The 26243-nt window shown below is 66.2% G+C and carries 23 protein-coding genes; 14 read left to right on the top strand and 9 right to left on the bottom strand.

Annotation, left to right across the window (positions count from 1 at the left end):
* Positions 1-2: 2 nt before the first annotated feature.
* From DK368_RS16605 to fabI, 4 genes are all read right to left on the bottom strand, one after another.
* Positions 3-2084 (bottom strand): carbon starvation CstA family protein, encoded by a 2082-nt coding sequence (locus tag DK368_RS16605; protein ID WP_114395095.1) that lies wholly within the window; start codon positions 2082-2084, stop codon positions 3-5.
* A gap of 172 nt (positions 2085-2256) precedes the next feature.
* The gene (locus DK368_RS21670; protein WP_162306070.1) at positions 2257-3213 is read right to left on the bottom strand and encodes an exonuclease domain-containing protein; all 957 of its coding nucleotides are present in this window, start codon (positions 3211-3213) and stop codon (positions 2257-2259) included.
* Positions 3203-4291, bottom strand: a complete 1089-nt coding sequence (aroC, locus tag DK368_RS16595; RefSeq protein ID WP_114395094.1) for a chorismate synthase — start codon at positions 4289-4291, stop codon at positions 3203-3205. Before aroC ends, DK368_RS21670 begins: the two co-directional genes overlap by 11 nt.
* A gap of 53 nt (positions 4292-4344) precedes the next feature.
* On the bottom strand, positions 4345-5193 hold the full coding sequence (gene fabI / locus DK368_RS16590; protein ID WP_240002538.1) for an enoyl-ACP reductase FabI: 849 nt from the start codon (positions 5191-5193) through the stop codon (positions 4345-4347).
* 117 nt (positions 5194-5310) lie between these two features.
* Between fabI and DK368_RS16585 the strand changes: the two genes are divergently transcribed.
* Both DK368_RS16585 and DK368_RS16580 read left to right on the top strand, forming a co-directional pair.
* Positions 5311-6615 carry a YihY family inner membrane protein gene (locus tag DK368_RS16585; RefSeq protein ID WP_114395093.1) on the top strand — a complete coding sequence of 435 codons (1305 nt, stop codon included), beginning with the start codon at positions 5311-5313 and terminating at the stop codon, positions 6613-6615.
* 325 nt (positions 6616-6940) lie between these two features.
* Positions 6941-9865, top strand: coding sequence for a TonB-dependent receptor domain-containing protein (locus DK368_RS16580; protein WP_114395092.1), 2925 nt, complete (start codon positions 6941-6943; stop codon positions 9863-9865).
* 266 nt (positions 9866-10131) lie between these two features.
* Here the strand turns inward: DK368_RS16580 and DK368_RS16575 are convergent, their stop codons facing one another.
* From DK368_RS16575 to DK368_RS16565, 3 genes are all read right to left on the bottom strand, one after another.
* Complete coding sequence (locus DK368_RS16575) at positions 10132-11961, bottom strand: tetratricopeptide repeat protein (protein ID WP_162306069.1); 1830 nt, start codon at positions 11959-11961, stop codon at positions 10132-10134.
* 13 nt (positions 11962-11974) lie between these two features.
* Complete coding sequence (locus tag DK368_RS16570) at positions 11975-12877, bottom strand: DnaJ C-terminal domain-containing protein (protein WP_114395143.1); 903 nt, start codon at positions 12875-12877, stop codon at positions 11975-11977.
* Between the two features lie 209 nt (positions 12878-13086).
* Complete coding sequence (locus DK368_RS16565; protein ID WP_114395090.1) at positions 13087-13563, bottom strand: RT0821/Lpp0805 family surface protein; 477 nt, start codon at positions 13561-13563, stop codon at positions 13087-13089.
* 153 nt (positions 13564-13716) lie between these two features.
* Here DK368_RS16565 and pdxH point away from each other — a divergent pair, with 153 nt between their 5' ends.
* The 7 genes from pdxH to DK368_RS16530 all read left to right on the top strand — a co-directional run bounded on the left by pdxH (position 13717) and on the right by DK368_RS16530 (position 19747).
* Positions 13717-14307: a pyridoxamine 5'-phosphate oxidase gene (gene pdxH, locus DK368_RS16560; RefSeq protein WP_240002542.1), complete on the top strand. Its 591-nt coding sequence runs from the start codon at positions 13717-13719 to the stop codon at positions 14305-14307.
* A gap of 8 nt (positions 14308-14315) precedes the next feature.
* Positions 14316-15224 carry a cation diffusion facilitator family transporter gene (locus DK368_RS16555; RefSeq protein ID WP_114395088.1) on the top strand — a complete coding sequence of 303 codons (909 nt, stop codon included), beginning with the start codon at positions 14316-14318 and terminating at the stop codon, positions 15222-15224.
* A gap of 212 nt (positions 15225-15436) precedes the next feature.
* On the top strand, positions 15437-16282 hold the full coding sequence (locus tag DK368_RS16550) for an MBL fold metallo-hydrolase (protein ID WP_114395087.1): 846 nt from the start codon (positions 15437-15439) through the stop codon (positions 16280-16282).
* Positions 16283-16549: 267 nt separating this feature from the next.
* Entirely contained in the window at positions 16550-17392 is an 843-nt protein-coding gene (locus DK368_RS16545; RefSeq protein WP_114395086.1) for a PRC-barrel domain-containing protein, read from the top strand.
* A 58-nt stretch (positions 17393-17450) separates the two neighbouring features.
* Positions 17451-18032 carry a PRC-barrel domain-containing protein gene (locus DK368_RS16540; RefSeq protein ID WP_114395085.1) on the top strand — a complete coding sequence of 194 codons (582 nt, stop codon included), beginning with the start codon at positions 17451-17453 and terminating at the stop codon, positions 18030-18032.
* Between the two features lies 1 nt (position 18033).
* Positions 18034-18447: a PRC-barrel domain-containing protein gene (locus tag DK368_RS16535; protein ID WP_114395084.1), complete on the top strand. Its 414-nt coding sequence runs from the start codon at positions 18034-18036 to the stop codon at positions 18445-18447.
* Between the two features lie 70 nt (positions 18448-18517).
* Positions 18518-19747, top strand: coding sequence for an SLC13 family permease (locus DK368_RS16530; RefSeq protein ID WP_114395083.1), 1230 nt, complete (start codon positions 18518-18520; stop codon positions 19745-19747).
* Positions 19748-19815: 68 nt separating this feature from the next.
* On the opposite strand, the gene DK368_RS16525 is transcribed toward DK368_RS16530, so the two are convergent.
* Complete coding sequence (locus DK368_RS16525) at positions 19816-21006, bottom strand: CobW family GTP-binding protein (protein WP_114395082.1); 1191 nt, start codon at positions 21004-21006, stop codon at positions 19816-19818.
* A gap of 181 nt (positions 21007-21187) precedes the next feature.
* A complete protein-coding gene (locus tag DK368_RS16520; RefSeq protein ID WP_114395081.1) occupies positions 21188-21709 on the bottom strand; it encodes a Fur family transcriptional regulator in 522 nt (173 codons plus the stop codon).
* Between the two features lie 155 nt (positions 21710-21864).
* Between DK368_RS16520 and DK368_RS16515 the strand changes: the two genes are divergently transcribed.
* The 5 genes from DK368_RS16515 to DK368_RS16495 all read left to right on the top strand — a co-directional run bounded on the left by DK368_RS16515 (position 21865) and on the right by DK368_RS16495 (position 26229).
* The gene (locus tag DK368_RS16515; protein ID WP_114395080.1) at positions 21865-22593 is read left to right on the top strand and encodes an SDR family NAD(P)-dependent oxidoreductase; all 729 of its coding nucleotides are present in this window, start codon (positions 21865-21867) and stop codon (positions 22591-22593) included.
* Positions 22594-22673: 80 nt separating this feature from the next.
* The gene (locus DK368_RS16510) at positions 22674-23408 is read left to right on the top strand and encodes a DUF6134 family protein (protein ID WP_114395079.1); all 735 of its coding nucleotides are present in this window, start codon (positions 22674-22676) and stop codon (positions 23406-23408) included.
* A gap of 3 nt (positions 23409-23411) precedes the next feature.
* A complete protein-coding gene (locus DK368_RS16505) occupies positions 23412-25016 on the top strand; it encodes a cryptochrome/photolyase family protein (protein WP_193552308.1) in 1605 nt (534 codons plus the stop codon).
* Positions 25013-25792 carry an SDR family NAD(P)-dependent oxidoreductase gene (locus tag DK368_RS16500; protein ID WP_114395078.1) on the top strand — a complete coding sequence of 260 codons (780 nt, stop codon included), beginning with the start codon at positions 25013-25015 and terminating at the stop codon, positions 25790-25792. Before DK368_RS16505 ends, DK368_RS16500 begins: the two co-directional genes overlap by 4 nt.
* Positions 25789-26229: a nuclear transport factor 2 family protein gene (locus tag DK368_RS16495; protein ID WP_114395077.1), complete on the top strand. Its 441-nt coding sequence runs from the start codon at positions 25789-25791 to the stop codon at positions 26227-26229. The genes DK368_RS16500 and DK368_RS16495 overlap by 4 nt, the downstream gene beginning before the upstream one ends.
* Positions 26230-26243 lie beyond the last annotated feature (14 nt).

Genomic DNA, 26243 nt, shown 5'->3' with positions numbered 1-26243 from the left:
GCTCAGTGCCCTCCACGCGTGACCACGGCGGCGTCGAAGTCGCTGGCCGCAGCATAGGGCGCTTCGGACAGCGGCGGCACCGACAGGCCCTTGGTGTGGCGCCAGGAGATGCGGGCCATCTCGATGATGGTGACCCACAGCACCAGGATGAAGAACACCGTCAGGCCGGCGTCCAGACGCTGGTTGAAGATCAGCTGCGGCGCCGTCTCCAGGGCCTTGCCGGTCAGGGTGCCGGCCTCGAGCTTGGCGGCGAGGGCGTCGGCACCGGCCAGGAAGCCCACGCGCGGGTCGACGGAGAACAGCTTCTCCCACGACGCCACCGTGGTGGTCACGGCCAGGAAGGCCATCGGCAGGCCGGTGACCCAGGCATAGCGCGCTTTGCCCTGCTTCACCAGGACGGCCGTGGCGATGGCCAGGGCGATGGCGGCCAGCATCTGGTTGGAGATGCCGAACAGCGGCCAGAGGATGTTGATGCCGCCATAGGGGTCGATGACGCCGATATAGAGGAAATAGCCCCAGGCGGCGACGAACAGGGCCGAACAGATGACCGTGGACGGATAGGAGCCGGTGTTGCCCAGCGGCTTCCAGATATTGCCCAGCAGGTCCTGCAGCATGAAGCGGCCCACGCGGGTGCCGGCATCCACGGCCGTCAGGATGAACAGGGCCTCGAACATGATGGCGAAATGGTACCAGACGGCCATCATGCTCTGGCCGAAGGCCCCGGCGAAGATGTGCGCCATGCCCACGGCCAGCGACGGCGCGCCACCGGTCCGGTGCATCAGCGTGGTCTCGCCCATCTCCTTGGCCAGGGTGGTCATGGTCTCCACCGTGACCGGGAAGCCCCAGCCGCTGATGGTGGCCACGGCCTGATCGGCAGAGGCGCCGACGACGCCGGCCGCACTGTTGATGGCAAAATACACGCCCGGCTCCAGCACGCAGGCCGCGATCAGGGCCATGATGCCGACGAAGCTCTCCATCATCATGCTGCCATAGCCGACGAGGCGCAGGTCGGCCTCGCTGGCGATCAGCTTCGGCGTGGTGCCGGAGGAGATCAGGGCATGGAAGCCCGAGATGGCGCCACAGGCGATGGTGATGAACAGGAACGGATAGATGTGACCGGCCACCACCGGCCCCGTCCCGTCAACGAAGCGCGTGATCGACGGCATGTGCATGTCGGGGCGCAGGACGATGACGGCGAAGGCCAGCAGCAGGATGGCCCCCAGCTTGATGAAGGTGCTGATGTAATCGCGCGGTGCCAGCAGCAGCCAGACCGGCAGGATGGCGGCGACGACACCATAGGCGATGACCATCAGGGCCAGGGTCGGTCCGTCGAAGTCGAACAGCGGACCCAGCACGGGATGATGGGCCACCCAGCCGCCGCCGAAGGTGGAGGCAAGCAGCAATACGAGGCCGATCAGCGATCCCTCCATCACCCGGCCCGGGCGCAGGACACGCATGTAGACGCCGACCAGGATGGCGATGGGAATGGTCATGGCCACGGTGAAGGTGCCCCAGGGGCTGTGCTTCATGGCATTGACCACCACGAGGCCCAGCACGGCCACGATCAGCACCATGATCATCAGGGTGCCGACCAGGGCGGCGGAACCGGCCACCGGCCCCAGCTCGTCGCGGGCCATCTGGCCCAGCGTGCGGCCGTTGCGGCGGGTGGAGCACCACAGGATCACCATGTCCTGCACGCAGCCGCCCAGCACGGCGCCGGCCAGCAGCCAGATGGTGCCGGGCAGATAGCCGAACTGGGCCGCCAGCACGGGGCCGACCAGCGGGCCGGCGCCGGCGATGGCGGCGAAGTGATGGCCGAAGGTGATCCAGCGGTGGGTCGGAACGTAGTCGCGGCCGTCATTGAGCCGCAGAGCCGGAGTAGCCCGGCTGGGATCGGCGCTCAGGACCTGGGCGGTGATCCAGCCGGCATAGAGCCGGTAGCCGACGGCGTAGATGCCGGCGGCCGCAGCGATGAACCAGAAGGCGTTGATCGTTTCCCCCCGATTCAGGGCGATACCGCCCAGACAGGCGGCCCCGAAAATGCCGACCGCGATCCAGATCGCGTTCTTGATTAGAGTCGACACGTCCCCTCTCCTTCTAATGCCCCCAGAGGCATGTGCCATAGCCGGCTATGCCGGCCATGGCTGGCGCTATTGATTTCATTGTGTTCTTAGCGCTTCGAACCGTGGCAATGCACGAAAAATGGAGAAGGGCGCGACATAATCGGTGAATCGCAGCGCAGCAAACGCTGCTTTGTTACGGGATTCTGCCTGCCAGCTTGTCGGTCGAAAGTCCAAGCAGAGCGCGGAATTCCGCCTCGTCGAGAAGCAGAGGGCGTCCATCCACGGCCTGACGGACCCGTGCCCGCATCAGCTTGGTGGTGTCACGGGCGCGACCCACCACAAGGAAATCCGTCTGCCGGGTTACGCTACTTTGGGGTTGCAATCCGGCTCTGACAGCCAGGGACTCGGCCTCGCCGCGAGTCAGACTCGCGAGAGCGCCGGTAAAGCAGATGTGCCGTCCCTGCAGGACGGGATCGGTCCGAACCGCGGGAAGCGGTGCGCGCCCGGCTCGGGATGTGCCGCTGTCGCGGGGCGTTTTGACCGGAGAGCGGAGGCGGCAGGGTGTCCCTTCGGTGAGACTGCCGAATGCCAGGCCTGCGGCTGCCGCCAAGGTCCGGATATCGGCAGCGCCCACATGCTCCATGGCGCGGAGTGCGATTTCGGCACAGGCCTGGGCGTCGCTGCCGGCCTTGTGATGGTCCAGCTCGATGCCGAAATGCCAGGCGAGATAGTTCAGCTTGTGCCGCGCGAGATCGGGCCAGAGCCGGCGGGCCGCCACCAGCGTGCAGAGAAAGGAATGCTCCGGTACCCACAGCCCGTACTGCTGCAGCATGGCGCGCAGCACGCTCATGTCGAAGCTGGCATTGTGGGCCAGCAGCAAGGCACCGTCCAGATCGGGCAACAGACGCAGCCAGATCTCGGGGAATTCCGGTGCGTCGCGCACATCGTCGGGATGGATGCCATGGACCGCGATGGTGAACGGCGTGAAGCGCAGTTCCGGCGGCCGGATCAGGAACTCCTCGGTCCGGACGACGCGCCCGTTCTCGATCCAGGCCAGACCGATGGCGCAGGCGCTGGCCCGGCTTTCATTGGCCGTCTCGAAATCGATGGCGACCAGGCGTGACGACGGGGGCAGGGGGTCAGCGGTCACCGGCGATGGCCCGATGACGCAGGAAGGCGTCGGCCAGGACGCAGGCCATCATGGCCTCGCCCACCGGCACCGCCCGGATGCCGACGCAGGGGTCGTGCCGGCCCTTGGTGACGATTTCCGTCTCCTGCCCATGGATGTCCAGCGTCTGGCGCGGGGTCAGGATGGAGCTGGTGGGCTTCACGGCGAAGCGGACCACGATGTCCTGGCCGGTGCTGATGCCGCCCAGGATGCCGCCGGCATGGTTCGACAGGAACAGGGGCTGGCCGTCCGGCCCCATCCGCATCTCGTCGGCATTGTCGATGCCGGTCAACGCGGCGGCGGCGAACCCGGCCCCGATCTCCACGCCCTTGACGGCATTGATGCTCATCATGGCGGCGGCCAGCTCGCTGTCGAGCTTGTCATAGATCGGCTCGCCCCAGCCAGCCGGCACGCCCGAAGCCACCACTTCGACCACGGCGCCGACGGAATCGCCGGTTTTGCGCAGCTCGTCCAGATCCCCGGCCCAGAGTGCCGCGGTTTCCGCATCCGGGCAGAAGAACGGATTCCGCTCCACCTCGGCCCACTCCCACCGGCTGCGGTCGATCCGGCGGGCGCCGATCTGGACCAGGGCGGCGCGGATCAGCACCGGTGTTCCCGCCAGTTCCAGCACGCGGCGCGCCACGGCGCCGGCGGCGACGCGGCTGGCAGTTTCCCGGGCGCTGGAGCGCCCGCCGCCGCGATAGTCGCGGATGCCGTACTTGGCCCAGTAGGTGTAGTCGGCATGGCCGGGGCGGAACTTGTCCTTGATGTCCCCGTAATCCTTCGAGCGCTGATCCTCGTTCTCGATGAACAGCATCACCGGCGTGCCGGTGGTCAGCCCCTCGAACACGCCGGACTTGATCTGGACGCGGTCCGGCTCGCGCCGCTGCGTCACATATCTGGACTGGCCCGGCTTGCGCCGGTCGAGGAAGGCCTGGATGAAGGGTTCGTCCAGGGGCAGGCGCGGCGGCACCCCGTCGACGATGCAGCCGATGGCCGGGCCATGGCTTTCGCCGAAGGTGGTGAAGCGGAACAGGGTGCCGAAGGAATTGCCTGCCATCGGCCGGGCCTCCAGGGTAGGGGCGGGCGCCGCTGCGCCCGCCGGTCCGTCCGTCAGCCGGCGGACGGGGTCATGCTGGCCAGCAGGGCGCCCGTCTCGGCCGCGGTGTCGACGCGGGCCATGCCGACGGTGTGATAGCCGGCATCCACATGCAGGTTCTCGCCGGTGACGCCGGATCCCAGGTCGGACAGCAGGAACAGGGCGCTGTTGCCCACTTCCTGGATGGTGACGTTGCGGCGCAGCGGCGCGTTCAGCTCGTTCCAGCGCAGGATGAAGCGGAAATCGCCGATGCCGCTGGCGGCCAGGGTCTTGATCGGGCCGGCGGAGATGGAATTGACGCGGATGCCCTGCGGCCCCAGGTCGTTGGCCAGATACTTCACGCTGGCTTCCAGCGCCGCCTTGGCGACACCCATGACATTATAGTGCGGCATCACCTGCTCGGCGCCATAGTAGCTGAGCGTCAGCAGGCTGCCGCCGGCTCCCATCAGCGGCACGGCGCGCTGGGCGACGGCCGTGAAGGAGTAGCAGCTGATGTCCATGGTCCGGGCGAAGTTGGCCCGGCTGGTGTTGAGATACAGCCCGTCGAGTTCGTTCTTGTCGGAGAAGGCGATCGCATGAACGACGAAGTCCAGACCGCCCCACTTCTCCTTGATGGCTGCGAAGGTCGCGTCGATGCTGGCCTCGTCGGTGACATCGCAGGGCAGGACCAGGTCGGACCCCACCTGCTCGGCCAGGGGGCGCACGCGCTTCAGCAGGGCGTCGCCCTGATAGGTGAAGGCCAGCTGGGCACCATGGGCATGTGCGGCCTGGGCAATGCCCCAGGCAATGGAACGGTCGTTGGCGACGCCCATGATCAGGCCGCGCTTGCCGGCCATCAGCGGGGCCGGGGTGGTCTCGGTCATCTCTTCTTCTCCGCGTCGATCCTCCCCGGCGACGGCCGGACCGCGCAGCGGGGGGGGTCGGAAAAACGGCGCGCATCCTACACGAATGCCATGCCCGGTCAAACGCGGGAGGCGGGCATGAGCCCCCGCAGCCGCGCAGCCACGCGATTGGCGGGGGTCGGGGAGGGGCTGCGGCACCTTCCCGGCCGTCTGCGGGACGGCGGCGCCATCCTCTTGCATGCGGGCGGCCGTTTCTGGCGCAACAATGATTTCCAGGCTTCCGCCTCGCTGACCTATACGACGCTGCTGGCGCTGGTGCCGCTGCTGACCCTGACCTTCGCCATCTTCACGGCCTTTCCCGCCTATAGCCGCCTGAAGGATCAGGCGCAGACCCTGCTGTTCGAATTCCTGGTGCCGTCGGTCGGCCAGCAGATCCAGAGCTATGCTAGCAGTTTCATGGCCAATGCCGCCGCCCTGACCGGATTTGGCGCCATCGGTCTGGCCGTGACCTCGATCCTGCTGTTCTTCTCGGTCGAGGGGGCCTTCAACGCCATCTGGCGCGCCAGCGAGCCGCGGCCGATCATCGTGCGGCTGCTGTCGTTCTGGGCCGTACTGACCATGGCGCCGCTGCTGCTGGGGGCCAGCATGTCGGTCAGCTCCAGCATCCTGACCGACATGCACCTGTTCGGCAGCCAGGCCATCGGGGGCTTGCGTTTCCTGATGCCGGGCCTGTTCGAGGCGGCGGCCTTCACCTTGATGTACCTGACCATTCCCAACCGCGATGTCGGCTGGAAGGATGCCCTGGCCGGCGGTCTGGCCGCCGCCCTGCTGATGGAGCTGTCGAAGATCGGCTTCGCCCTCTATATCACGGCGTTTCCCACCTATGAGACCATCTATGGCGCCCTGTCGGCGGTGCCGATCTTCCTGCTCTGGCTGAACCTCGTCTGGTCGATCGTGCTGTTCGGCGCGGAGATCACCGCCGTGCTGCCGGAATGGCGGGCCGGCAAGATCACCCAGGGCGGACCGGAGGGGCTGCTGTCGGCCCAGCGCATCGTCATCGCCATCGCCATCCTGGGCGAACTGCAGCGGGCGGCCCGGCTGGGCGTGGGCGTGCGCCGCCAGCATCTGGCCCGGGTCATCCCCGTGGGCGCCGCCATCATCGACGGTATGCTGGAGCAATTGCGCGCCGCCCATTGGGTGGAGCGCACGGCGCGCGGGACCTGGGTCTCCACCCGTGACCTGCACCAGGCCACCATCGACGATCTCCGCCACAGCCTGGGATTGGGGCTGCGCGGCAACCTGCGCTCGGTCGGACATCTGGAGACGGGATGGCAGCACCGGCTGGCCACATTGTTCGAGCAGGCCGAGACGGCGGATAGCCGAATCCTGGCCTGTCCGGTTGCCGAACTCTTCAACACCGACGAGACGCCTCCGCGCGGCTGACCGCCGCATGTGCCCATTCTATCAGCGGATTGCCTGTATCGGCGCCAGATATCTGCACGCCCAATTGGCACTTTCGGAACTGTTTCTGCGCCGATGCTGACATTCTGTGCAAAAATGCAACGGTGGTGAGCAATAAAGCCCCGACTGTATCCGCGCGCCGTTGCGTGTGCCGGATCTTCTCTGCTAATTCGAATCATCTGCCATGCGCGGTGTACGCTGCTGGCGCGAACAATGGGCGTATCTTCGGTCACCTTAGCCAGTGGCCAGGGCGCGTCCGTATTCAGAACGACGTCGACAAGACGCGTAAAACAGGGGAACTGGCTTCATGATCATTGAGAGTTGGAAGCGCAACGCTGCTCGCTCCGCCCTGCTGGCAGGTGCCGCACTCAGCGCCATCGCTGTGCCGGCACTTGCCCAGGATACGGGATCGCTGGACGAAATCGTCGTCACCGGTACGCGCATCGCGCGCAAGGACTTTGTGTCTGACAGCCCGCTGTCGACCGTCGGCGCCGAGCAGTTCCAGCAGACCGGCTCCCTGACTGCGGAAAACCTGTTGAATCAGTTGCCGCAGGTCGTGCCGGACGCGACCACGACATCAAACAACCCCTCAGCCGGCGGTCGTGCCAACATCAATCTGCGCGGCCTTGGCAGCAACCGTAACTTGGTGCTGATCAACGGTCGCCGGATGATTGGCTCCGACTCCAGCATGTCGGTGGACGTCAATACCATTCCCGGCGCGCTGGTTGACCGCGTGGAGGTCATCTCCGGCGGTGCCTCCGCCGTGTACGGTGCCGATGCCGTTGCCGGTGTGGTAAACTTCATCCTCAAGGATGATTTCGAAGGCATCGAGTCCAACCTGCAGTACGGCATTTCGGGTGAGGGCGACGCCAAGGAGAAATCGGCCGATGTCACGCTCGGCGGCAATTTTGCCCAGGGCCGAGGCAACACGACCCTGAGCATCGGCTACTCCGAGCGTGATCGGCTGGGCAAGGGCGAGCGCGATTTCACGTCCCAGGCCACCTCCACCACCTCCTACCTGCCCTGGGGCTCGGTGGTGTTCGGCGCCAACGCTCCGACCCAGGCTGCGGTCGATTCCGTGTTCGGTAAATATTCCGGCTACAGCTCGGGCACGGTGTCGCGAAACGACCGCTACAGCTTCAATCCCGACGGCAGCCTGTTCAGCATCAGCCACAGCAGCAGCGCCCCGGCGCCGTTCAACGTCAAGGTCGATCCCAGCCAGCTGTCGACCTGCATCCTCGACGGTAGCTGCAATGGTGGTGATAAGCGCGTCAGCTATAATTTCGAGCCGGAGAACGCCCTGATCCTGCCGCTGGAGCGGGTCAACATTGCCGGCACCTCCCGCTACAAGATCAACGACTATATCGAAGCCTATGCCTCTGGCTTCTTCACCAACTACAACTCCAAGACTCAGCTGGCGCCAAGCCCGGCACCGACCGGAAGCCAGGGGTCCTTCTTCGTGCCCGTCACGAACCCCTTCATTCCGGCGGACCTTGCTGCGCTGGCGGCCGGTCGTGCCAATCCCACAGCCGACATCCCGCTGTTGACTCGCTTCAACACGGTTGGCCCCCGCATCTCGGAATACGAGAACAACGTATTCCAGGTCCTGGGCGGCTTCCGTGGCGATATCCCCGGTATCAACAGCTGGAAATACGACTTCTACGCGGCAACGGGGCGTGTCAGCACCACCGAAACCCAGTATGGCAACGTCTCGTATAATGCCGTCCAGTCCCTGCTGACGGCTGCTGATGGTGGCGCCAGCCTCTGCGAAGGAGGGTACAATCCGTTTGGCTTCAATGCGATCTCTGAAGCCTGCCGGAAGTATGTTGAGGTGACGGCGAAGAACACCACCACCATCGAACAGGATGTGGTGGAACTGAACGTCACGGGCAATCTGTTCGAGCTGCCCGCGGGTGCGGTCGGGTTGGCGCTGGGCGGTCAGTACCGGGCTGAAACTTACGACTTCAAGGCCGACTCTGTCCTGGCGTCCGGCGATGTCTCCGGTTTCAACGCGCAGCAGTCGCTCAATGGCGATGTTGAAAACAAGGACCTTTACGGCGAACTTTATGTGCCGCTGCTGGCTGATCTGCCGTTTGCCAAGCAGGTCAGTGTCACGGCCGGTTACCGCTTCTCCGATCACTCCGCGGCTGGCACCTTCAGCAGCTACAAGGGGGAGGGCAGCTGGGAGGTCAATGATCTGCTGCGGCTCCGCGGTTCTTATCAGCGTGCCGTCCGCGCGCCGAACATCGGTGAGTTGTATTCGCCGCAGGATGAGGACAATCCCGAGGTCCTTGATCCCTGCAATGTCGGGTCCTCCTATCGTACTGGTGCCAATGCTGCCGCCGTTCGCGCGCTCTGCCTGGCCCAGGGCGTGCCGGCAGGCCTGATCGACAGCTATGAACAGTCCAACGATCAGGTTGATGCGCTGGTCGGCGGCAATCCCAATCTCTCCGAGGAAAAGGCGGACACCTTCACGATTGGCACGGTCCTCAACTCGCCGTTCCAGAACGAGTATCTTGCCAATCTGACCCTGTCGGTCGATTACTATAACATCAAGGTCAAGGACGCGATTTCCTCGATCGATGCGGAGCTGAGCATCCCCCGCTGCTTCAATTCGAACGGGGATAACCCGAGTTTTGCAGCGAATAACTTCTATTGCCAGCTGTTCAAGCGTCGTGGTTTTGACGGGTCGATTGAGGATGTCCAGCAGACATCGGCCAATCTGTCCAATATCAAGACGTCGGGCATCGACGTTCAGCTTGATTGGTCCGCGGACCTGCCGAGCGATCTCGGCCGGCTCGGCTTCAACTTCGTCGGCACCTGGGTTGACACCTTCAAGGAGCAGGCGCTGCCGGGCGACGCGTTCCTGGAATATGCCGGTTCCATCGGCACGTCCATCGGCGATGCCATTCCGGAGTGGAAGGGAACCTTCACCACCACGCATATCTATGGCCCGGTTACGACACAGGTGCGTGCCCGCTACATCGGTGCGATGGAACATCGTCAGGTCCGCGATGGCTCCGGCACGGCCGGTGGCGTCCCGGCCACCTGGTACTTCGATCTGAACGCGACCTATGATGTGTCGGAGAACATCTCGCTGCGCGGTGGCATCGTGAATGCCTTCGATCAGAAGCCGCGTCTCTACACGCCGAACGTCCAGGACAATACGGACCCGTCTGTCTACGACGTGGTCGGTCGTCGCTTCTTCGCCGGTGTCACGGCGAAGTTCTAAGGACAGGGATAGGGCGGTCCCGCCGCCCTATCTTCTCTTTTGACTGGAAAGGCGGCGCCCGGTTCGTGCGCCGCCTTTTTCATGCTGTGCCGGAGGCGCAGAGCGCGGAAATCGACACGGCGATGGGGGCTTTGCAGGTATCCCTTGTGTCCGCTGCCCATGCCAATGACCACCAATGCGGACGGCGGTGTGATCGGCTGACGCCCGTGCGGACAAGGCGCTGTCGCCCTATGTTCCTCTCGTCCTGGCTAGGATGTCGTGTGGCTTCAGACTGGAACAATATCGAAAGCGACCGTCATCCGATGCTGGGCGCTGTGGAAGGGGATGGTGCCGTGCCAGACATACGATGGAAAAACGACAAGGCGCCCGGGTTTGGGCTGCACGGCGTGGGCGTAGGGAAGACGTAATTCCGGCCCCAGATTTGGCTCTCCAAACTTCAGCCAGCCCTGGCGTGCCTCTGGATCCCCGGCGCAATCAGGAACCACCACGTAGTAACAGGCGCTGATCCAGCCTGCCGAGTGGATATGGTCGAGATGGAAGCCTTGATCCTGCAAACGGACGGACCATGACCCGCTGATCTTCAGGGCCGTTGATTTTCTGCCGAGAAATGGATGGGTCGGATCATCTGGATAGCGCGCAACTATTCCGCCAATGGTGTTCATCAGCAAGCCGCGCAGATGCTGGATGATGGCGGGCTGATTACGGCGCCCGAACAGGTTTTCCGTCGTCTGTGTGCCATTGCGCAGCGTCTGATCCACAGGCGCCTGTCGCGTCGTGTGCATGCTGGCCAGCGTCTGTGCCAGGGCGGCATTGAACGCTGCCATGCTGTCGTATCCAGGCGGGGGATGCTCTATGTCGACGACTGCAACGCAATTTTTGTAATCATTAAGAATAGTCTGGCTGGGGTCGCCCAGTAATCTTAGGGCGAGAGCCTCAAGGGCCAGCCCCATTTGATCATAGGGGGAAATTTCTGTCAGGCTTCTCGCATGGGTGAGTGCGGTTTCAACCTGCCCCATGCGCAGCGCTGCTTCAGCAGCGCCCCGAAGCAATGGGGGGGATTTTGGAAGAATCCCGAGTGCCTTCTCGAATTTCGCCAGAGCTTCCTGCGGCCGCGCAGCAGTCAAGAGCACATAACCCGCGGTGCGCAAAATCTGCGGATTGGATGGCTCCAACCGTTCTGCTGCCGCAGCATCCGTCAAGGCCTCATCTACTGCATTGAAGTGCGACGCCGCTTCAGCCGACATCTCCAGCACGGATGCGTCATGTGGATAGCGGCCTTTGAGATGTCTGTAGGAGGCCAAGACTTCACTTGTGCGATCCAAGCGCCAAAGCAGCTTGTTCAAGTTGGCATGCGCGTTTCTGTCACGAGGCGACAGAGCAAGCACATGGCGGTAAGCGTCCACGGCCTCTTCATGCCGATCGAGAACGGCCAAGCCGTTGCCCAAATTGAGCCAGATTGCGGCTTCGGCAGGGGCAGAGGTGACAGCTTCCTGCCAGCAGAGCAGCGCCTCCTCATAGCGGCCCTGGTGCTTCAACGTCAAACCAAGATTATTCAGAAGTTTCGGCGCCCGTGGCTTCAGGGACAGGCCGAAGCGGAGGACGGTTTCCGCTTCTTCCGCGCGGTCATGGGTGTTGAGGAGAGAGCCGAGATTGGTGATGGCTGGAACATAGCCTGGGTGCAGATCCAAGACGCGGCGCAACGCCTTCTCCATTTGGGCGTAGTCGCCCATTGCGCCAAAGGCTTCGGATTGGTTGAACCAGGCCTCGACATAATCAGGCTTGATCTGAGTGGCGCTCCGGTACTGAGCAAGGGCCATTTCTGGCTGATTGAGATCTAAAAGAATATTGCCCAGGTTGTTCAGAACATGGGGCTGGTGCCGGTTGGAGCGCAGGGACTGCCGCATAAGGTCCGCGGCCACCTCCAGCCGACCGGCGGCTTTCGCCAGGAGGCCGAGCAGTTGCAGGGCGTCGGGATTGCCGGGGGCCATCGCCAGGACACGGCGGAAACAGCGCTCGGCCTCGTCAAGCCGCCCCGCCTTCTGAGCGGCCAAGCCTGTCTGGAGCAGGGCGAGGATGGCTGGGGCGGGGGGCGACATGATGTTTGATCCTTCAACCGAGTCCGGCTTTGCGCCGCACGTCGTAATCGTGGTTCTTGGCCCATTTTTCGACGAAGGCGGACAGGTCGGCATCGGGCCGGTCGGGGAGCACCACCACCAGCCGGCAATACTGGTCACCGCTGCCCTTGCCCTCGGCTGCGGGAACGCCTTTGCCTTTCAGGCGCAGCAAAGTCCCCGTGTTCGATCCCTTCGGGACCTTGACGGCGACCTGCCCGTCCAGTGTGGGAACCTTGATGGTGGCGCCGAGAACCGCTTCCTGCAGGGTAACAGGAACGTCCATATGGATGTCGTCGTCCCGCCGTGTGAAATAGGGATGGGCATCGACATGGACCTCGACGATGGCGTCGCCGGCGCCAGCGCCGCCTAACCCGGGAAGCCCCTGGCCCTTCAGACGCAGCTTGGTCTGATCCCGGGTGCCGGGCGGCACCACCACATCGATGCTCTTGCCGGTGGACAATTGCAGGCGCCGCCGGGTGCCGAGACAGGCCTCGGCAAAGGGTACGGTGACCGAATAGGCGACGTCGCTGCCCTTGGCCTTGACCCCGGCACTGCTGCCGTAGCGGCGCTTACCGGTCCCGAAGAAATCGGCGAAGGGATCGTCCTCGAACTTGAAGGACTCGTCCCGGGGACCGGCGCCGGCATAGGCGCGGCGGAATGACCGGTCCGGCCGCTCCGTCCCATTGGCGTCGATCTCGCCGCGATCGTACCGGGCCCGCTTCTCCGCGTCGGAGAGCAGACCATAGGCGGCGTTCACATCCTTGAATTTATGCTCGATATCGGCCCGGCCCGGATTGAGGTCGGGGTGATACTGTTTGGCCAGGCGCCGATAGGCAGACTTGATGTCCTCGGCGGAGGCTGTCCGCCCGACACCAAGAATCTGGTAGGGATCGCGCATGGTCACCACAAGCAATAGGAGTTTGGTTGGCGCATCCTACGCTGCCGCCTTGCGGGGTCAAGCGGTGGAGAGGATCAGACAATCGTTATCGCCCGAACCGGTAAAGGTCCAGCCCGTCACGGAGACAAAATGCGGGGCAGATAGAAAAAGGCCCCAGTCCAGCGACCGGGGCCTTCTGTGCAGTCGGATCGTGTCTGCCAGCGGAACCGTCAGCTGACGATCTTCCAGCTGCCGTCGGGCTGCTGGCAGGCCTGGCCATAGGCCTGTTCGCTGCGGCCGCCGACGATGATGGTCTGCTGGAACTCGCGGCAGTACCCGCCGGTGGCACTGTTGGTGCCCTCGCGGGTCGGGGTAACGATCACGCGGTTGCCGTTGTTGGGATTGTCCCAGACGATCGGCTGGTTCAGCGGGGTCGAGCGATTCCACGCCGTGCGCGTGTTGCGATCCAGTGCCGCCTGATCGGCGCGGTCGAGCGAGGCGCCGACCTCTGAGCCGATCAGGGCACCCAGCAGGACGCCGGCACCGGTGGTCCAGAGCTTGCCCTTGCCGCCGCCGAGCTGGGAACCGGCCACGCCGCCGGCCAGGCCGCCGAGCAGGGCGCCGCCGGTCTGCTTCTCGCCGCCGGTCGTCGAACAGCCGGCCAGCAGGGCGGCCATCATGGTGACGGCCAGGAACTTGCGGATCATGTCTTCGCCTCTTTCACTCGCCTCCCCAATTCCGGCTGCGTCGGATCGTCCCTGCGGGTCGGACACAGCCATGCGGGCCAAGGCATGGACAACCATGTAATGCTGCCTATCCTGCTCGACAAATCGGGCGTAACTATGACGCAGATCACGACCATGTCCCTGGATACCGCCACCGAACCTTTTTCGCTGTTCCGTACCTGGATGCAGGAGGCGGAAGCCGCTGAAGTCAACGATGCCAATGCCATGGCTTTGGCCACCGTCGATGCCGCCGGGCGTCCCACGGTCCGCGCCGTCCTGCTGAAGGGGCTGGATGAGCGTGGTTTCGTCTTCTATGGCAACACCGAGAGCCGGAAAGGCACGAATCTGGCCGCACGGCCGGTCGCCTGCGCCAATTTCCATTGGAAGAGCCTGCGCCGGCAGGTCCGTATCGAAGGCGCCGTCGAGCCGGTGACCCCGGCGGAGGCGGATGCCTATTTCGCCACCCGCCCCCGGGGCAGCCAGATCGGGGCCTGGGCTTCGCAGCAGTCGCGTCCGCTGGACAGCCGGGCCACGCTGGAGGCCCGCATCGCCGACCTGGAGCGTCAGTATGAGGGGCGGGACGTGCCGCGTCCGCCGCACTGGTCCGGCTACCGTATCCTGCCGGACTATGTGGAGTTCTGGCAGGATGGACAGTTCCGCCTGCATGACCGCATCACCTTCCGCCGTGAGGGGCCGGGGTGGGTGGTCGGCCGTCTTTATCCCTGAGCATCGGCATGTCCTCCGTGCCGACGGCCGATGTCTGGCGCCGCCGTGCAACCTGGGTCAGCGTCTGTGTGGCGCTGACCCTGATCGGGGCCAAGCTTGCCAGTTATCTCGCCACCGGCAGCGTGGCCATCCTGTCCTCATTGATCGACAGTTCGGTCGATCTGCTGGCCTCGGTGGTGACCCTGCTGGGGGTCGCGCGGGCGTTGCAGCCGCCCGACCGCAATCACCGCTTCGGCCATGGCAAGGCCGAGCCGCTGGCCGGGCTGGCGCAGGCGGCGTTCGTCTGCGGCTCGGCCCTGTTCCTGGGCTATGAGGCGGTCCGACGCCTGAATTCACCGGAGCCCGTGGGCGCCACGAGCATCGGCATCGCCGTCATGGTCTTTGCCATCGTGCTGACCCTCGCCCTGGTTCTGTTCCAGCGCTGGGTCATCCGACAGACCGGGTCGATCGCCATCGGCGCCGACAGTCTGCACTACAGCGGCGACCTGTTCATGAATCTGGCGGTCATCGTCGCTCTGCTGCTGGCCGATCTCAGCGGCTGGCCGTACTGGGACCCGCTGTTCGCCCTGGGGATCGCCGCGTTCCTGGCCTGGTCGGCCAGCCGTATCGTCGTGCAAGCCCTGGGCGTGCTGATGGACCGGGAACTGCCCGACACCGATCGCCGCCACATCATGGACATTGTCCAGAGCCATGCCGAATGCCGGGGAATGCATGATCTGCGCACCCGCTCCACCGGCATCGGCCAGCATATCGAATTCCATCTGGAACTCGACCCCGGCATGACCCTGGCCCAGGCCCATGACATCACCGATGCCATCGAAGCCAAGGTGCGGGCTGCATTTCCGACGGCGGAGATCACGATCCACCAGGAACCGGCCGGCCTGCAGGATGAGCGCCTGGACCATCGTCTGGCCTGAGGGCACATCGCCCCTGGCGATCGTCCCTGCCAGCGCCAAGGGGGTGGTGTGAAAGGCAGACCTGCGGGTAAGCATTGCTCCCTGTGCGCCCCGTCACACAAGATTGTGGCGTCTCGCCTTACATTGCGGAACATTTCCGGTTGGTTGCCTGCGTGTAACAGGCGGCCTCGGATATGACAGGACGCGGCATTGTGCCGGGTCAAGGGGCGCGCATGGAGTTCACCGTCAAGTTCTGGGGCGTGCGTGGCACGTTTCCCTGCCCGTCGCCGACGCATCTGCAGTATGGCGGCAATACCAGCTGTCTGGAGATCCGGGCGGCTGGCAAAGTGCTGGTGCTGGACGCCGGTACGGGCCTGCGCTCCCTGGGCAAGCAGTTCCTGCGCGAAGGCGTCAAGGAGGCCACGCTGTTGATGACCCATGCCCATTGGGACCACATCAACGGCTTTCCCTTCTTCGAGCCCGGTTACCGTCCGGATTTTTCGCTGCGAGTGGTTGCCCGCGACCTCAAGGGGTGCAGTTGTATCGGCGAGGTGCTGACCACCTGCATGGAGAATCCGCTGTTCCCGGTTCCGCTGACCACCATGCGGGCCAAGCTGAGCTTCGACAATCTGCGCACCGGCGACATTCTGGATTTCGGCGGCGGTCTTCTGGTGCGCACGGCACCCCTGAACCACCCGGGGGGCGCCGTCGGCTACCGCATCGAACATGGTGGCAAGGCCTTCTGCTATGTCACCGACACCGAGCATATTCCCGGTCAGACCGATGAGAACATCCTGTCCCTGATCGAAGGGGCGGATCTGGTCGTCTATGACAGCAGCTACACCGAGGAGGAGTTCGCCGCCCGCATCGGCTGGGGCCACTCCACCTGGAACGAAGGTGTCCGCCTGTCCCGTCTGGCCGGGGTGAAGCAGTTCTGCCTGTTCCACCATGATCCCGACCACGACGATCAGGCGATGGCGGCGATCGAGCGGGAGGCCCGCCAATCGTTCGCCGGTGCCTTCGCCGCCCGCGAGGGTTCCTGTATCGATATGCTGCGCCTGGAGAGTGAAGCGGCCTGAGTCCTGGGCCCCCATCGGTTGATGGCGTAGCCCCGCAGGGAACCCCGGTTCCGACGACCGGTTGAAGCGGAAGACTGCTGTCTGTCCCGCCCTGCCGGAGCCGTTCCCATGTCGCGTGCCGCGGTTGTCCTGTCGACTTTTTGCCTTCTGCTTGCGCCTGGTCTGGCCGCCGGGCCAGGTCGCGCCCAGGGGCAGCCAGAACCTGTGCCGACATCGCCGATCCCGGCGGATCAGCCACAGCCCGCCCCGCCGGTGGAGCGTGCCACCATGCCGCCTGCGTCCATCGAAGCGGCCCGTCAGGCCCTGGCCAGGGCTGCCGCCTCTTTCGCCGGTCTTGCCGACCGGACGGCGCAGCCGGCCGACGCAGCCCGTGCCGATGCGGCCCGGACCGAGGCAACAACGGCCCTTGATCGAGCGGCGGCCGCGCTGCACGCATCTTCCGCGCAGTCCCCGGCCCAGTCCGAGGCATTGTCCGCCCTGGAGCAGGCCAGGATGGCACTGTCACAGGCCGGCGCCGACCGGGACAGACGTCTGGCCGTTGTCTCTGCCCTTGGGCAGGCGGATCATCAGTTGGCGACCCTGCTGGGGAACCCGGCCGCCGCTGGTCCGGCAGCGGCGGCCGAGGAAGGAGCCGAGGCTGTGGCCCCCGTCATGGGCGATGTCGGCGTCCGACCGCAGGAAGCGGATGAGGCGGCCATGGCAAACGAGCGGGCCAATGCGGGGTCGGAAGCACCCACAGCGCCCCCGCCGGACCAGGAGCCGGTGGCGGAGACGGCAGCGACGGGTGAACAGCAACAAGCACCATCGGAAACCGGCATCGGCGGCATCCTCGGCCGGCCGATCCAGGATGCGGCCGGCACGGCCATCGGCAGCGTCGAGGACCTGTTGCTGAACCCGGCCAGTGGCGACATCACCCATGCCGTTGTCACCCTGAGCCAGGACGGGCGTCAGATCCTGCTGCCCTGGAGTGAGATCCAGTCGGCGGGCGGCGGTTTGACCAGCCGGCAGAGTGCCGACGCGCTGCGGGCGGCCGCACCCTATAAGCCGGCCAACCCGCAGGACCCGATGGTGGGGCAGAGCCAGCCGGGCGGAGTGCCAAAGGGGAACTGAACCCCGCCGTCAGGGTTGAATAGCCGGCGTCAAGGGTATCCATCGGGGGAGCAGGATCATGCGGATGCAGGATTGGGCCGGGATCTGCGCCGGCGCCGCCCTTTTGGCGGGCAGTGTCCTGCCCGCAGCGGGACAGGAGACGAGCACGGCTGGCCAGGGCGCCACCGACCGCGCCACCGTCCAGGTGCAACCGGCGGAACCGCAGGTCACGATTGAACGGCAGGGGCAGGCCGAGGTGACGATTGTCCCGCCGGGCGGGCAGCAGGCAGCGGCGCCGTCAGGACAGGAGAAGATCGATCAGGCATTGTCCGATCAGGCTGCGGTTTCCGACCAGGCGGACGGGGAAGACCGTGAGTCCCTGTTGGGACGGACCGTGATCGGACGTGATGGCGAAGAGATCGGCGAGATCGACGATCTGCTGATCGACCGGCAATCCGGCCAGATCCAGGCGGCCATCATCGGTACCGGCGGATTTCTCGGCCTGGGGGCGCGCAAGGTCCAGGTGCCCTGGAGCCAGGCTCAGGTCGCGCCTGGACAGGATCAGGTGCGCATCCAGATGGACCAGGCCGAGTTCAAGGCCGCTCCCACCTGGGACGAGGATCAGATGGCCGCCGGCATGACGGCCTTGAAAGGGCAATGACATGTCCTCCCGCCACCGTGCCGGTTGGCTGGCCGTGAGCCTTCTGCTGATGCCGGGGTCCGCGGCTGCGGCGGACGGGAGCCTGTCCGGCACCGCCAGCGCGCCTGTGGCCAATGCCGCGCTGGCCGAAAATCTGGTGGGCAAGCTGGTGCAATCCGTGGACGGAGAGGGGATCGGCGAGATCGAGGATGTCCTGTGGAACCGTCGCAGTGGGGAGGTGGAGGCGATCATCGTTGCCACGGGCGGCTTCCTTGGCCTGGGTGAGAGGCGCATTCGCCTGCCCTGGAAGCCGGCCGATCTCGATGCGGGTGCCGATACGGTGACGCTGCCCATGCGTGCGGAGCAGGTTGCAGCCCTGCCGACCTTCGACGGTTCCGCCCTGGATGAGGATCTGGTCGGCCTGCGGGAGCGTTGATCCCCGGCTTGCAGGATGCGCCCGAAGCGCGTAGGGCTGGTCGGCCATTCCGGAATACATCAGCGTCCCGATGACCTCTCTGATCCTGTTCGTCTTCGTCCTTGTCTATGTCGGGATGGGCCTGGGGCGGTTTCCGGGACTGAAGATCGACCGCACCGGCATCGCGCTCCTGGGGGCGATCCTGCTGCTGGTTTCCGGCGCCATGGATGAGGCCGCGCTGATCGCGGCCGTCGATTTTCCCACCCTGTTCATCCTGCTGGGACTGATGATCCTGTCGGCCCAGTTCGAACTGGCAGGATTCTATGGCTGGTGCGCCCTGCATGTGTCGCAGGCGGCCCTCAGCCCGCAGGCCCTGCTGGGGCTGGTGGTCCTGACCGGGGGCGGCCTGTCGGCGGTGTTGGCCAATGACGTGGTGGTGTTCGCCATGACGCCGCTGCTCTGTAGCGGGCTGGCGGCCCGCGGCCTTGATCCCCGGCCCTATCTGATCGCGCTGGCCGGCGCGGCCAATGCCGGATCGGCGGCCACCCTGATCGGCAATCCGCAGAATATCCTGATCGGGCAGGTGGGTGGGCTGGAATTCTGGCCCTTCCTGGCCGCTTGCGGCGTGCCGGCCCTGCTGGGCCTGCTCTGTGTCCAGGGCACGGTCGCCTGGGTCTGGCGTGGGCGTCTGCGCCTGGCGGACGCGCCGCAGGCAGCGCTGCCCCGCGTGGCCCCGGATCGGTGGCAGTTGGGCAAGGCGGTCCTTGGTACGCTGGTGCTGCTGGGATTGTTCGCCTCGCCCCTGCCGAAGGAGCAGGGGGTGCTGGCGGTGGCGGCGGCCATGCTGGTCAGCCGCTCCCTCTCCAGCCGCCACATGCTGGGGCTGGTGGACTGGCATCTGCTGCTGCTGTTCGCCGCCCTGTTCGTCGTCACCCGGGCCCTGGCCGATACGGGGTTGCCCGGGGCGGCGATGGCCGATCTGGCCGCGGCCGGCTGGGGGCTGGAGCGTCTGTCGCTGTTGACGCCGCTGTCGCTTCTGGCCAGCAACAGCATCGGCAATGTGCCGGCGGTCATCCTGCTGATGCAGGTCTGGCCGCAGCCGCCGGAGGGGGCGCTCTATGCCCTGGCCGTGCTGTCCACCCTGGCCGGCAACCTGTTCCTGACCGGCAGCATGGCCAATCTCATCGTGGCGGAGCGGGCCGCGGCCCAGGGCGTCCGCCTGGGCTTCCTCGACCATGCACGCTGCGGCGTGCCGATGACCCTGGCGTCCATTGCGCTTGCTCTGCTGTGGCTGGTCCTGACCGGGCAGGCGGGACTCTGATCCCCCATAAAGCAACGGCGGCCCCGGGATACCAGGAGCCGCCGTCGGCCGGGCGAAGGAGTGGGAGTTCAGGCCGCCTTACGCACACTGGCGTCGAACAGGGCCTGGATGGTGTCCTTGGTCAGATCCTTGACGATGAAGACGATCCGGGTGCGGTGATCGTCCGTCGGCCAGGCCTCCAACTGCACCGGCGGATGGAACAGGTGCTGGACACCGTGGATGACGATGGGGCGATCCGCCTCCTCCACATTCAGCAGGCCCTTGACGCGCAGCAGGTTATCGCCCTGGAGCTTGGCCACCGTCTCGAAGAAGCCGACCAAATCATCCCAGGGCAGCGGGGCTTCATGGGTGATGACGAAGGACCGGATGTGATCGTTGTGCCGGTTGATGTCGTGATGATGGTGGTCATGGGTGCAATGGCCATGTTCATGGTCACAGCCGGCATGGTCCCCATGGTCATGATCGTGATCATGGTGGTCGCAGTGACCGTGCTCATGATCACAATGGTCATGGTCATGCCCGTGACCATGGTGATGCCCATGGTGGTGCCCGTGCCCGTCCTCCTCATAGGCCTCCGCCTTCAGCCAGCGCTGCACGTCCAGCGACTTGGTGGCGGGATTGTAGAGGCCGGCATCGAACAGCAGCACCGGCAGACCGGTGTCGGTCTGGGCGTCCACCTGCCGCGCGCCGGGATTGAGGGCTGCCAGCCGGTCACGCAGGGCGGCCACGACGGCCTTGTCGGCGATATCGGTCTTGGTCAGCACCACGCGGTCGGCCACGGCGGCCTGCTTCAGCGACTCCTCGTGGTCGTCCAGCTGCTTCATGCCGTGCACCGCATCCACCGTGGTGACGACGCCGTCCAGGCGGAAGCGCGACGCGATCAGCGGATCGGTCATCAGCGTATGGAGGATCGGCGCCGGGTCGGCCAGACCCGTGGTCTCGATCACCACGCGGTCGAACTCGGTGACCTCGCCGCGCAGGCGACGCACATAAAGATCGCGCAGCGTCTCGGCCAGATCACTGCGGATGGTGCAGCACAGGCAGCCGGAATCCATCAGCACCGTGTTCTCGTCGGCCTTGCTGACCAGCAGATGGTCCAGCCCGACCTCGCCGAACTCGTTGATGATGACGGCGGTGCGGGCCATGCCGGGGTCGCGGATGAGGCGGGACAGCAGCGTGGTCTTGCCGCTGCCCAGGAAGCCGGTCAGCACCGAGATCGGCAGGCGGGGCGGCGGGGCGGGCGGGGTGGCGTCGGTCATCGGGGGTCCGCTGGTTTCCGGGAATGGTCCGGGGGGGCGGTGCGGGCTGCACCGGCCCTGATCATGGTTCCGTTCTATATGAGGAGCCGCCGCAGGCAATGCCACCCGCAGCAGGGCAGCCGCGACACAGGAGCAACCATACCGCGCCTGGGGATATTCCCCGGGGCGCGCTGGCCCATGCTCATGCCTTGCCCTGGCAGGCCGGGCACAGGCCGGCGACCTCCACCGTCTGCCGGCTGACGGCGAAACCGCTTCTGGCGGCCACGGTGGCGATGGCCTGGCTGACCTCCGGTGCCGAAAGCTCGGTCGCTTCGCCGCAGCGCTCGCAGACCAGGAACTGGCCGGCATGGGCGTGGCCGGGATCGGCGCAGCCGACGAAGGCGTTCAAGCTCTCGATCCGGTGGACCAGCCCTTGCTCCAGCAGGAAATCCAGGGCGCGGTAGACGGTCAGGGGAGCCACACGGCGCCCGTCCTGGGACAGGTCTTCCAGGATGTCGTAGGCGCCACGCGGCCGGTGGCTGGACCAGACCAGCTCCAGGACCCGCTCCCGCTGTGGGGTCAGCCGCACGTCGCGCGCGGCACAGATCTGCCGCGCCCGGCTCAGCGCCGTGGCGACGCAGGAATGGTGGTCATGGCCATGCGGGGCATGATCATGGTCGGCCCGCTGGTGGGCCGTATGGCTGGCCGTGTGGTTGGTCGTCATGGGCGGTTGCACCTGGAAGCACTGGGGGCCGAGCCTAGTACAGATGGGCGGTCCTGTCTGCGCCGGCGAGGTGTCAGGGGCCGAGATGGCGTCTGGACCTTTGCCGGGATCGCCCTAGCTCTGGGGGAGGACCGACCGGAAAGAGAGGCAGAGCCATGGCCGCACCCATCGTCATCATCGGCGCCACCGGCGGGATCGGGGAAGCCCTGACGCGCCGGCTGGGCACGGCCGGCCGCGACCTGTTCCTGATCGGGCGCAATGCCGACACGCTGGGGCCGCTGGCGGCCGGCCTCGGTTCCGGCCATGCCGTGGCCGATGTGTTCGACGACGCGGCGCTGTCCGCTGCAGTGGCGGCGGCGGACCAAGGCGGTGGGATCGCCGGTCTGGTCTATTGCGTCGGCAGCATCGTCATCAAGCCCCTGAAAGCGGCCGGTCAGGCCGACTTCCTTGATGCCTTCCGCCTGAACCTTCTGGGCGCCGTCACCGCCTTGCAGGCGGCGGAAAAGGGCCTGAAGGCGGCCAAGGGGTCGGTCGTGCTGTTCAGCACCGTGGCGGTGGAGCAGGGGTTCCCCAACCACAGCGTCATCGCCAGCGCCAAGGGCGCCGTGGCCGGGCTGGCCCGGTCGCTGGCGGCGGAATGGGCGCCCCATGTCCGGGTCAATGTGCTGGCACCATCGCTGACGCGCACACCGCTGGCTGCACCTCTGCTGGCCAGCGCCAGCATGGCCCAGGGCATCGCTGCCATGCACCCGCTGCCCCGCCTGGGTGAACCCGATGATTGCGCGGCCGCCGCAGCCTTCCTGCTGTCGCCGGAGTCCAGCTGGATCACCGGTCAGGTGCTGGGCGTCGATGGCGGACGCGGCACACTGCGGACGAAAGGCTAAGTCCCGTCCATGCGCCTCTTGCCGCCGGGGCGCGATGGTCCAGTTTGTTCAGGTGTTGGCTGGAGGAGGAAGGAGCGCCCATGCCGTCGCGCCGTGATCTGCTGCTGGGGATCGCCGGGTTGGGTGGCTGGGTGCTGCTGCCCCGGTCCGGCCTCGCCGCCGCGGTGCCGCCATCGGCTGAGATCCCTTTCACCGTCTATCGCAATGGCGACAGCCCCATGGGCAGCCACAGGCTGCGCTTCCGCCGTGAGGGCGAGCGGCTGATCATGGAAAAGGAGATCGCCTTCGAGGTGACGCTGGCCTTCATCACCGCCTACCGCTATCGCCACACCAACCGCGAGGTCTGGGAGGCAGGACGGCTGGTGTCGATCGAGACCCGGACCGACGATGACGGCAAGGCCTTCTGGGTGCGAGGCGCGGCCACGGCCGACGGGTTCGCCGTGGACAGCAGCAGCGGCCCCGTGCTGGCGCCGGCCGACATCATCCCCACCAGCTATTGGAATGTGGCAACCCTGCAGGCGACACAGCTGCTGGATACGCAGCGGGGTCTGCTGATGGATGTGCGGCTGGACGACCGCGGGCAGGAGACCATCGAGGCGGGCGGCACCGCGATCCAGGCCCGGCATCACATCATCCAGATCCTGACCAACAAGCCCGGCGCCACCGACGCCATCGAGATCTGGTACGACAGCCACGACTCCTGGGTGAAGCTGGCCTTCGCGGCCAAGGGCCAGGATATCGCCTATGTCCTCGACCCGCCGGGGCTGATCGGGCCAGGGCAGGCGGCGCTGCCGCTGCCGGGCTGGCGCGGCTGAGCCATGGCGGGGATCGGGACGCTGCGGCTGGTCCTGGGCGACCAGCTGACCCCGTCGCTTGCCAGCCTGCGCGGGCTGGACCGGGACTGCGACGTGGTTCTGATGGCCGAGGTCATGCAGGAGGCGGGCTATGTCCCGCACCATCCCAAGAAGATCGCCCTGCTGTTCAGCGCCATGCGCCATTTCGCCGGAGAACTGGCCGGCACGGGTGTGCACGTGGACTATGTGCGCCTGGACGCTGATGGCAACAGCGGCAGCCTTGACGGGGAACTGCGCCGGGCCATCGACCGGCACCGGCCGCGCCGGATCGAACTGACCTTTCCCGGCGAGTGGCGGGTGCTGGAGATGATGCGGGCGTGGCAGGCCGAGCTCGGCCTGCCGGTGGAGATCCGGGAGGATGACCGTTTCTTCTGCACGCCGGCCCGGTTCCGGGCCCATGCCGATGGCCGGCGCCAGCTGCGCCTGGAGTTCTTCTACCGCGAGATGCGCCGGACCCACGGTGTTCTGCTGACCCCCGACGGCGAGCCGGAGGGCGGCCAGTGGAACTATGATGCCGACAACCGCAAGGCACTGCCCCAGGGGCTGTCGCCGCCGCCGCGCCTGCGCTTCCTGCCGGACCACATCACCCGCGACGTGCTGGCGCTGGTGCGGCGGCGCTTCAGTCACCATTTCGGCGATCTGGAGCCGTTCGGCTTCGCCGTGACCGCGGCGCAGGCGGATGCCGTGTTCCAGCACTTCCTGCGCCATGGTCTGGCCCGCTTCGGCGATTACCAGGATGCCATGGCCGAGGGGGAGGAGACGCTGTTCCATGCCGTCATCAGCCCCTATCTCAATTGCGGGCTGCTGGATGCCAAGGCGGTGGTGCGGGCGGTGGAGGCGGAATACCGGGCCGGGCGGGCGCCGCTGAACGCCGCGGAAGGCTTCATCCGCCAGATCCTGGGCTGGCGCGAATATGTCCGGGGCATCTATTGGCTTAAGATGCCGGACTATGCCAGGAGCAACCATCTGGACAGCCACCGGCCCTTGCCGGACTTTTACTGGACGGGGCGGTCGGGCATGGGCTGCCTGGACGCCGTCATCGGCCAGACGCGGCGGGAGGCCTATGCCCACCATATCCAGCGGCTGATGGTCACCGGCAATTTCGCCCTGATCTATGGCGCCGACCCGGCGGCGGTGGCCCACTGGTATCTGGCCGTCTATGCCGATGCCTATGAATGGGTGGAGCTGCCCAATGTCCACGGCATGGTCATGCATGCCGATGGCGGGCTGCTGGGGTCGAAGCCCTATGCCGCCAGCGGCAAATATATCGACCGCATGTCGGACCATTGCCGGCACTGCCGATTCGACGTGACGCGCAGCACCGGGGACGGCGCCTGCCCCTTCAATTTCCTCTACTGGGACTTCATCGCCCGCAACCGCGGCCGGCTGGCCGGCAACCCCCGCATGGCCATGGTCTACAAGACGCTGGAGCGCATGGATGGGGAGAAGCTGGCGGCCATGCGGGCCGAGGCGGCACGCTTCTTCACTGCCCAGGCGGCAGGCGCCGAACCCGTTCCGCCACCGTCCGGTCCCCCACAACTGTCCCTTGGCCTGGAGCCCCCGTCATGACCCATCCCCGCACGCCCACGCCGACCGACGGGATCGCCTGGGTGACCGGTGCCTCCAGCGGCATCGGCGAGCATGTGGCCCTGATCCTGGCCGCCCGCGGCTGGACCGTGGCCGCCAGCGCCCGCCGGGGGGAGGTGCTGGCCGATCTGGCCCGCCGGGCCGGGGGGCCGGGGCGCATCCTGCCGCTGCCGCTGGACATCACCGACCCGGCCGCCGTCCGGACGGCTGTCGCCGGTCTGGAGGCTGAGCATGGACCCGTGGCCCTGGCCGTGCTCAATGCCGGAACCTATGTGCCGGATTCGGCGCGCACCTTCTCGGCCGAGGCGTTCCGGCAGACGGTGGAGGTCAATCTCATGGGCAGCGCCCAGTGCCTGGAGGCGCTGCTGCCGGGCATGATCCGGCGGCGCCTGGGCCAGCTGGTGCTGGTGTCCAGTGTGGCCGGCTATCGCGGGCTGCCGCGGTCCCTGGCCTATGGGGCCAGCAAGGCTGCGCTGATCAATCTGGCCGAATCGCTGAAGCTGGATGTGGAGCGTTTCGGGCTGAAGGTGCAGCTGGTGACGCCCGGATTCATCAAGACACCGCTGACGGACCGGAACGACTTCCCGATGCCGTTCCTGATGCCGGTGGAGCAGGCGGCGCTGCGGCTGGTCGACGCGCTGGGGCAGGACCGGTTCGAGATCAGCTTCCCGCGGCGCTTCACCTTCTGGCTGCGACGGTTGCGGTGCCTTCCCTATCCGCTGTATTTCACGCTGGTGAGGAGGACCCAGCCAAAATGACCGATCGCGTGCCTGTGGACGAGGCGGTGGCCGGCTATGTCCGGTTTTATCAGGAGCTGCGGCCGGAAACGGTGGCACGGCTCGATCGGCTGGCCGTGCCCGATGTCCATTTCAAGGACCCGTTCAACGAGTTCCGCTCCCGCGACCGGATGAAGCAGGTGTTCCTGTCCATGTTCCAGCGGGTGGAGCAGCCGCGCTTCATCGTGCGCGACCATGCCGTCAGCGGCCAGACCGCCTATCTGCGCTGGGGCTTCTCCTTCCGGGCCAGGCGCCAGCCGCAGCCCTGGACCATCGAGGGCATGTCGGAGGTGCGCTTCGACCATGCCGGGCAGGTGGTCAGCCATGTGGACCATTGGGATGCCGCCGGGCAACTGTATGAGCGGCTGCCGGTGCTGGGCTGGCTGATGGCGGTCCTGCGCCGCCGTCTGGCGGATTAGGGCTTGCGGGGCGC

The organism is Oleisolibacter albus, from assembly GCF_003336875.1.
Lineage (GTDB): Bacteria > Pseudomonadota > Alphaproteobacteria > Azospirillales > Azospirillaceae > Niveispirillum > Niveispirillum album.
The sequence above is the reverse complement of the archived record's forward strand: the minus strand, read 5'-3'. Positions and strand labels throughout refer to the sequence as shown.

Coding starts and splice junctions, on each gene's coding strand:
- fabI (WP_240002538.1), bottom strand. CDS start 5,193: ATGACCGAGACCACCCCGGCCCCGCTGATGGCCGGCAAGCGCGGCCTG.
- DK368_RS16575 (WP_162306069.1), bottom strand. CDS start 11,961: ATGTCGCCCCCCGCCCCAGCCATCCTCGCCCTGCTCCAGACAGGCTTG.
- DK368_RS16530 (WP_114395083.1), top strand. CDS start 18,518: ATGACCTCTCTGATCCTGTTCGTCTTCGTCCTTGTCTATGTCGGGATG.
- DK368_RS16565 (WP_114395090.1), bottom strand. CDS start 13,563: ATGATCCGCAAGTTCCTGGCCGTCACCATGATGGCCGCCCTGCTGGCC.
- DK368_RS16495 (WP_114395077.1), top strand. CDS start 25,789: ATGACCGATCGCGTGCCTGTGGACGAGGCGGTGGCCGGCTATGTCCGG.
- DK368_RS16545 (WP_114395086.1), top strand. CDS start 16,550: ATGCCGCCTGCGTCCATCGAAGCGGCCCGTCAGGCCCTGGCCAGGGCT.
- DK368_RS16570 (WP_114395143.1), bottom strand. CDS start 12,877: ATGCGCGATCCCTACCAGATTCTTGGTGTCGGGCGGACAGCCTCCGCC.
- DK368_RS16555 (WP_114395088.1), top strand. CDS start 14,316: ATGTCCTCCGTGCCGACGGCCGATGTCTGGCGCCGCCGTGCAACCTGG.
- aroC (WP_114395094.1), bottom strand. CDS start 4,291: ATGGCAGGCAATTCCTTCGGCACCCTGTTCCGCTTCACCACCTTCGGC.
- DK368_RS16500 (WP_114395078.1), top strand. CDS start 25,013: ATGACCCATCCCCGCACGCCCACGCCGACCGACGGGATCGCCTGGGTG.
- DK368_RS16550 (WP_114395087.1), top strand. CDS start 15,437: ATGGAGTTCACCGTCAAGTTCTGGGGCGTGCGTGGCACGTTTCCCTGC.
- DK368_RS16515 (WP_114395080.1), top strand. CDS start 21,865: ATGGCCGCACCCATCGTCATCATCGGCGCCACCGGCGGGATCGGGGAA.
- DK368_RS16505 (WP_193552308.1), top strand. CDS start 23,412: ATGGCGGGGATCGGGACGCTGCGGCTGGTCCTGGGCGACCAGCTGACC.
- DK368_RS16540 (WP_114395085.1), top strand. CDS start 17,451: ATGCGGATGCAGGATTGGGCCGGGATCTGCGCCGGCGCCGCCCTTTTG.
- DK368_RS16510 (WP_114395079.1), top strand. CDS start 22,674: ATGCCGTCGCGCCGTGATCTGCTGCTGGGGATCGCCGGGTTGGGTGGC.
- DK368_RS16535 (WP_114395084.1), top strand. CDS start 18,034: ATGTCCTCCCGCCACCGTGCCGGTTGGCTGGCCGTGAGCCTTCTGCTG.
- DK368_RS16580 (WP_114395092.1), top strand. CDS start 6,941: ATGATCATTGAGAGTTGGAAGCGCAACGCTGCTCGCTCCGCCCTGCTG.
- DK368_RS16525 (WP_114395082.1), bottom strand. CDS start 21,006: ATGACCGACGCCACCCCGCCCGCCCCGCCGCCCCGCCTGCCGATCTCG.
- pdxH (WP_240002542.1), top strand. CDS start 13,717: ATGTCCCTGGATACCGCCACCGAACCTTTTTCGCTGTTCCGTACCTGG.
- DK368_RS16520 (WP_114395081.1), bottom strand. CDS start 21,709: ATGACGACCAACCACACGGCCAGCCATACGGCCCACCAGCGGGCCGAC.
- DK368_RS16585 (WP_114395093.1), top strand. CDS start 5,311: ATGAGCCCCCGCAGCCGCGCAGCCACGCGATTGGCGGGGGTCGGGGAG.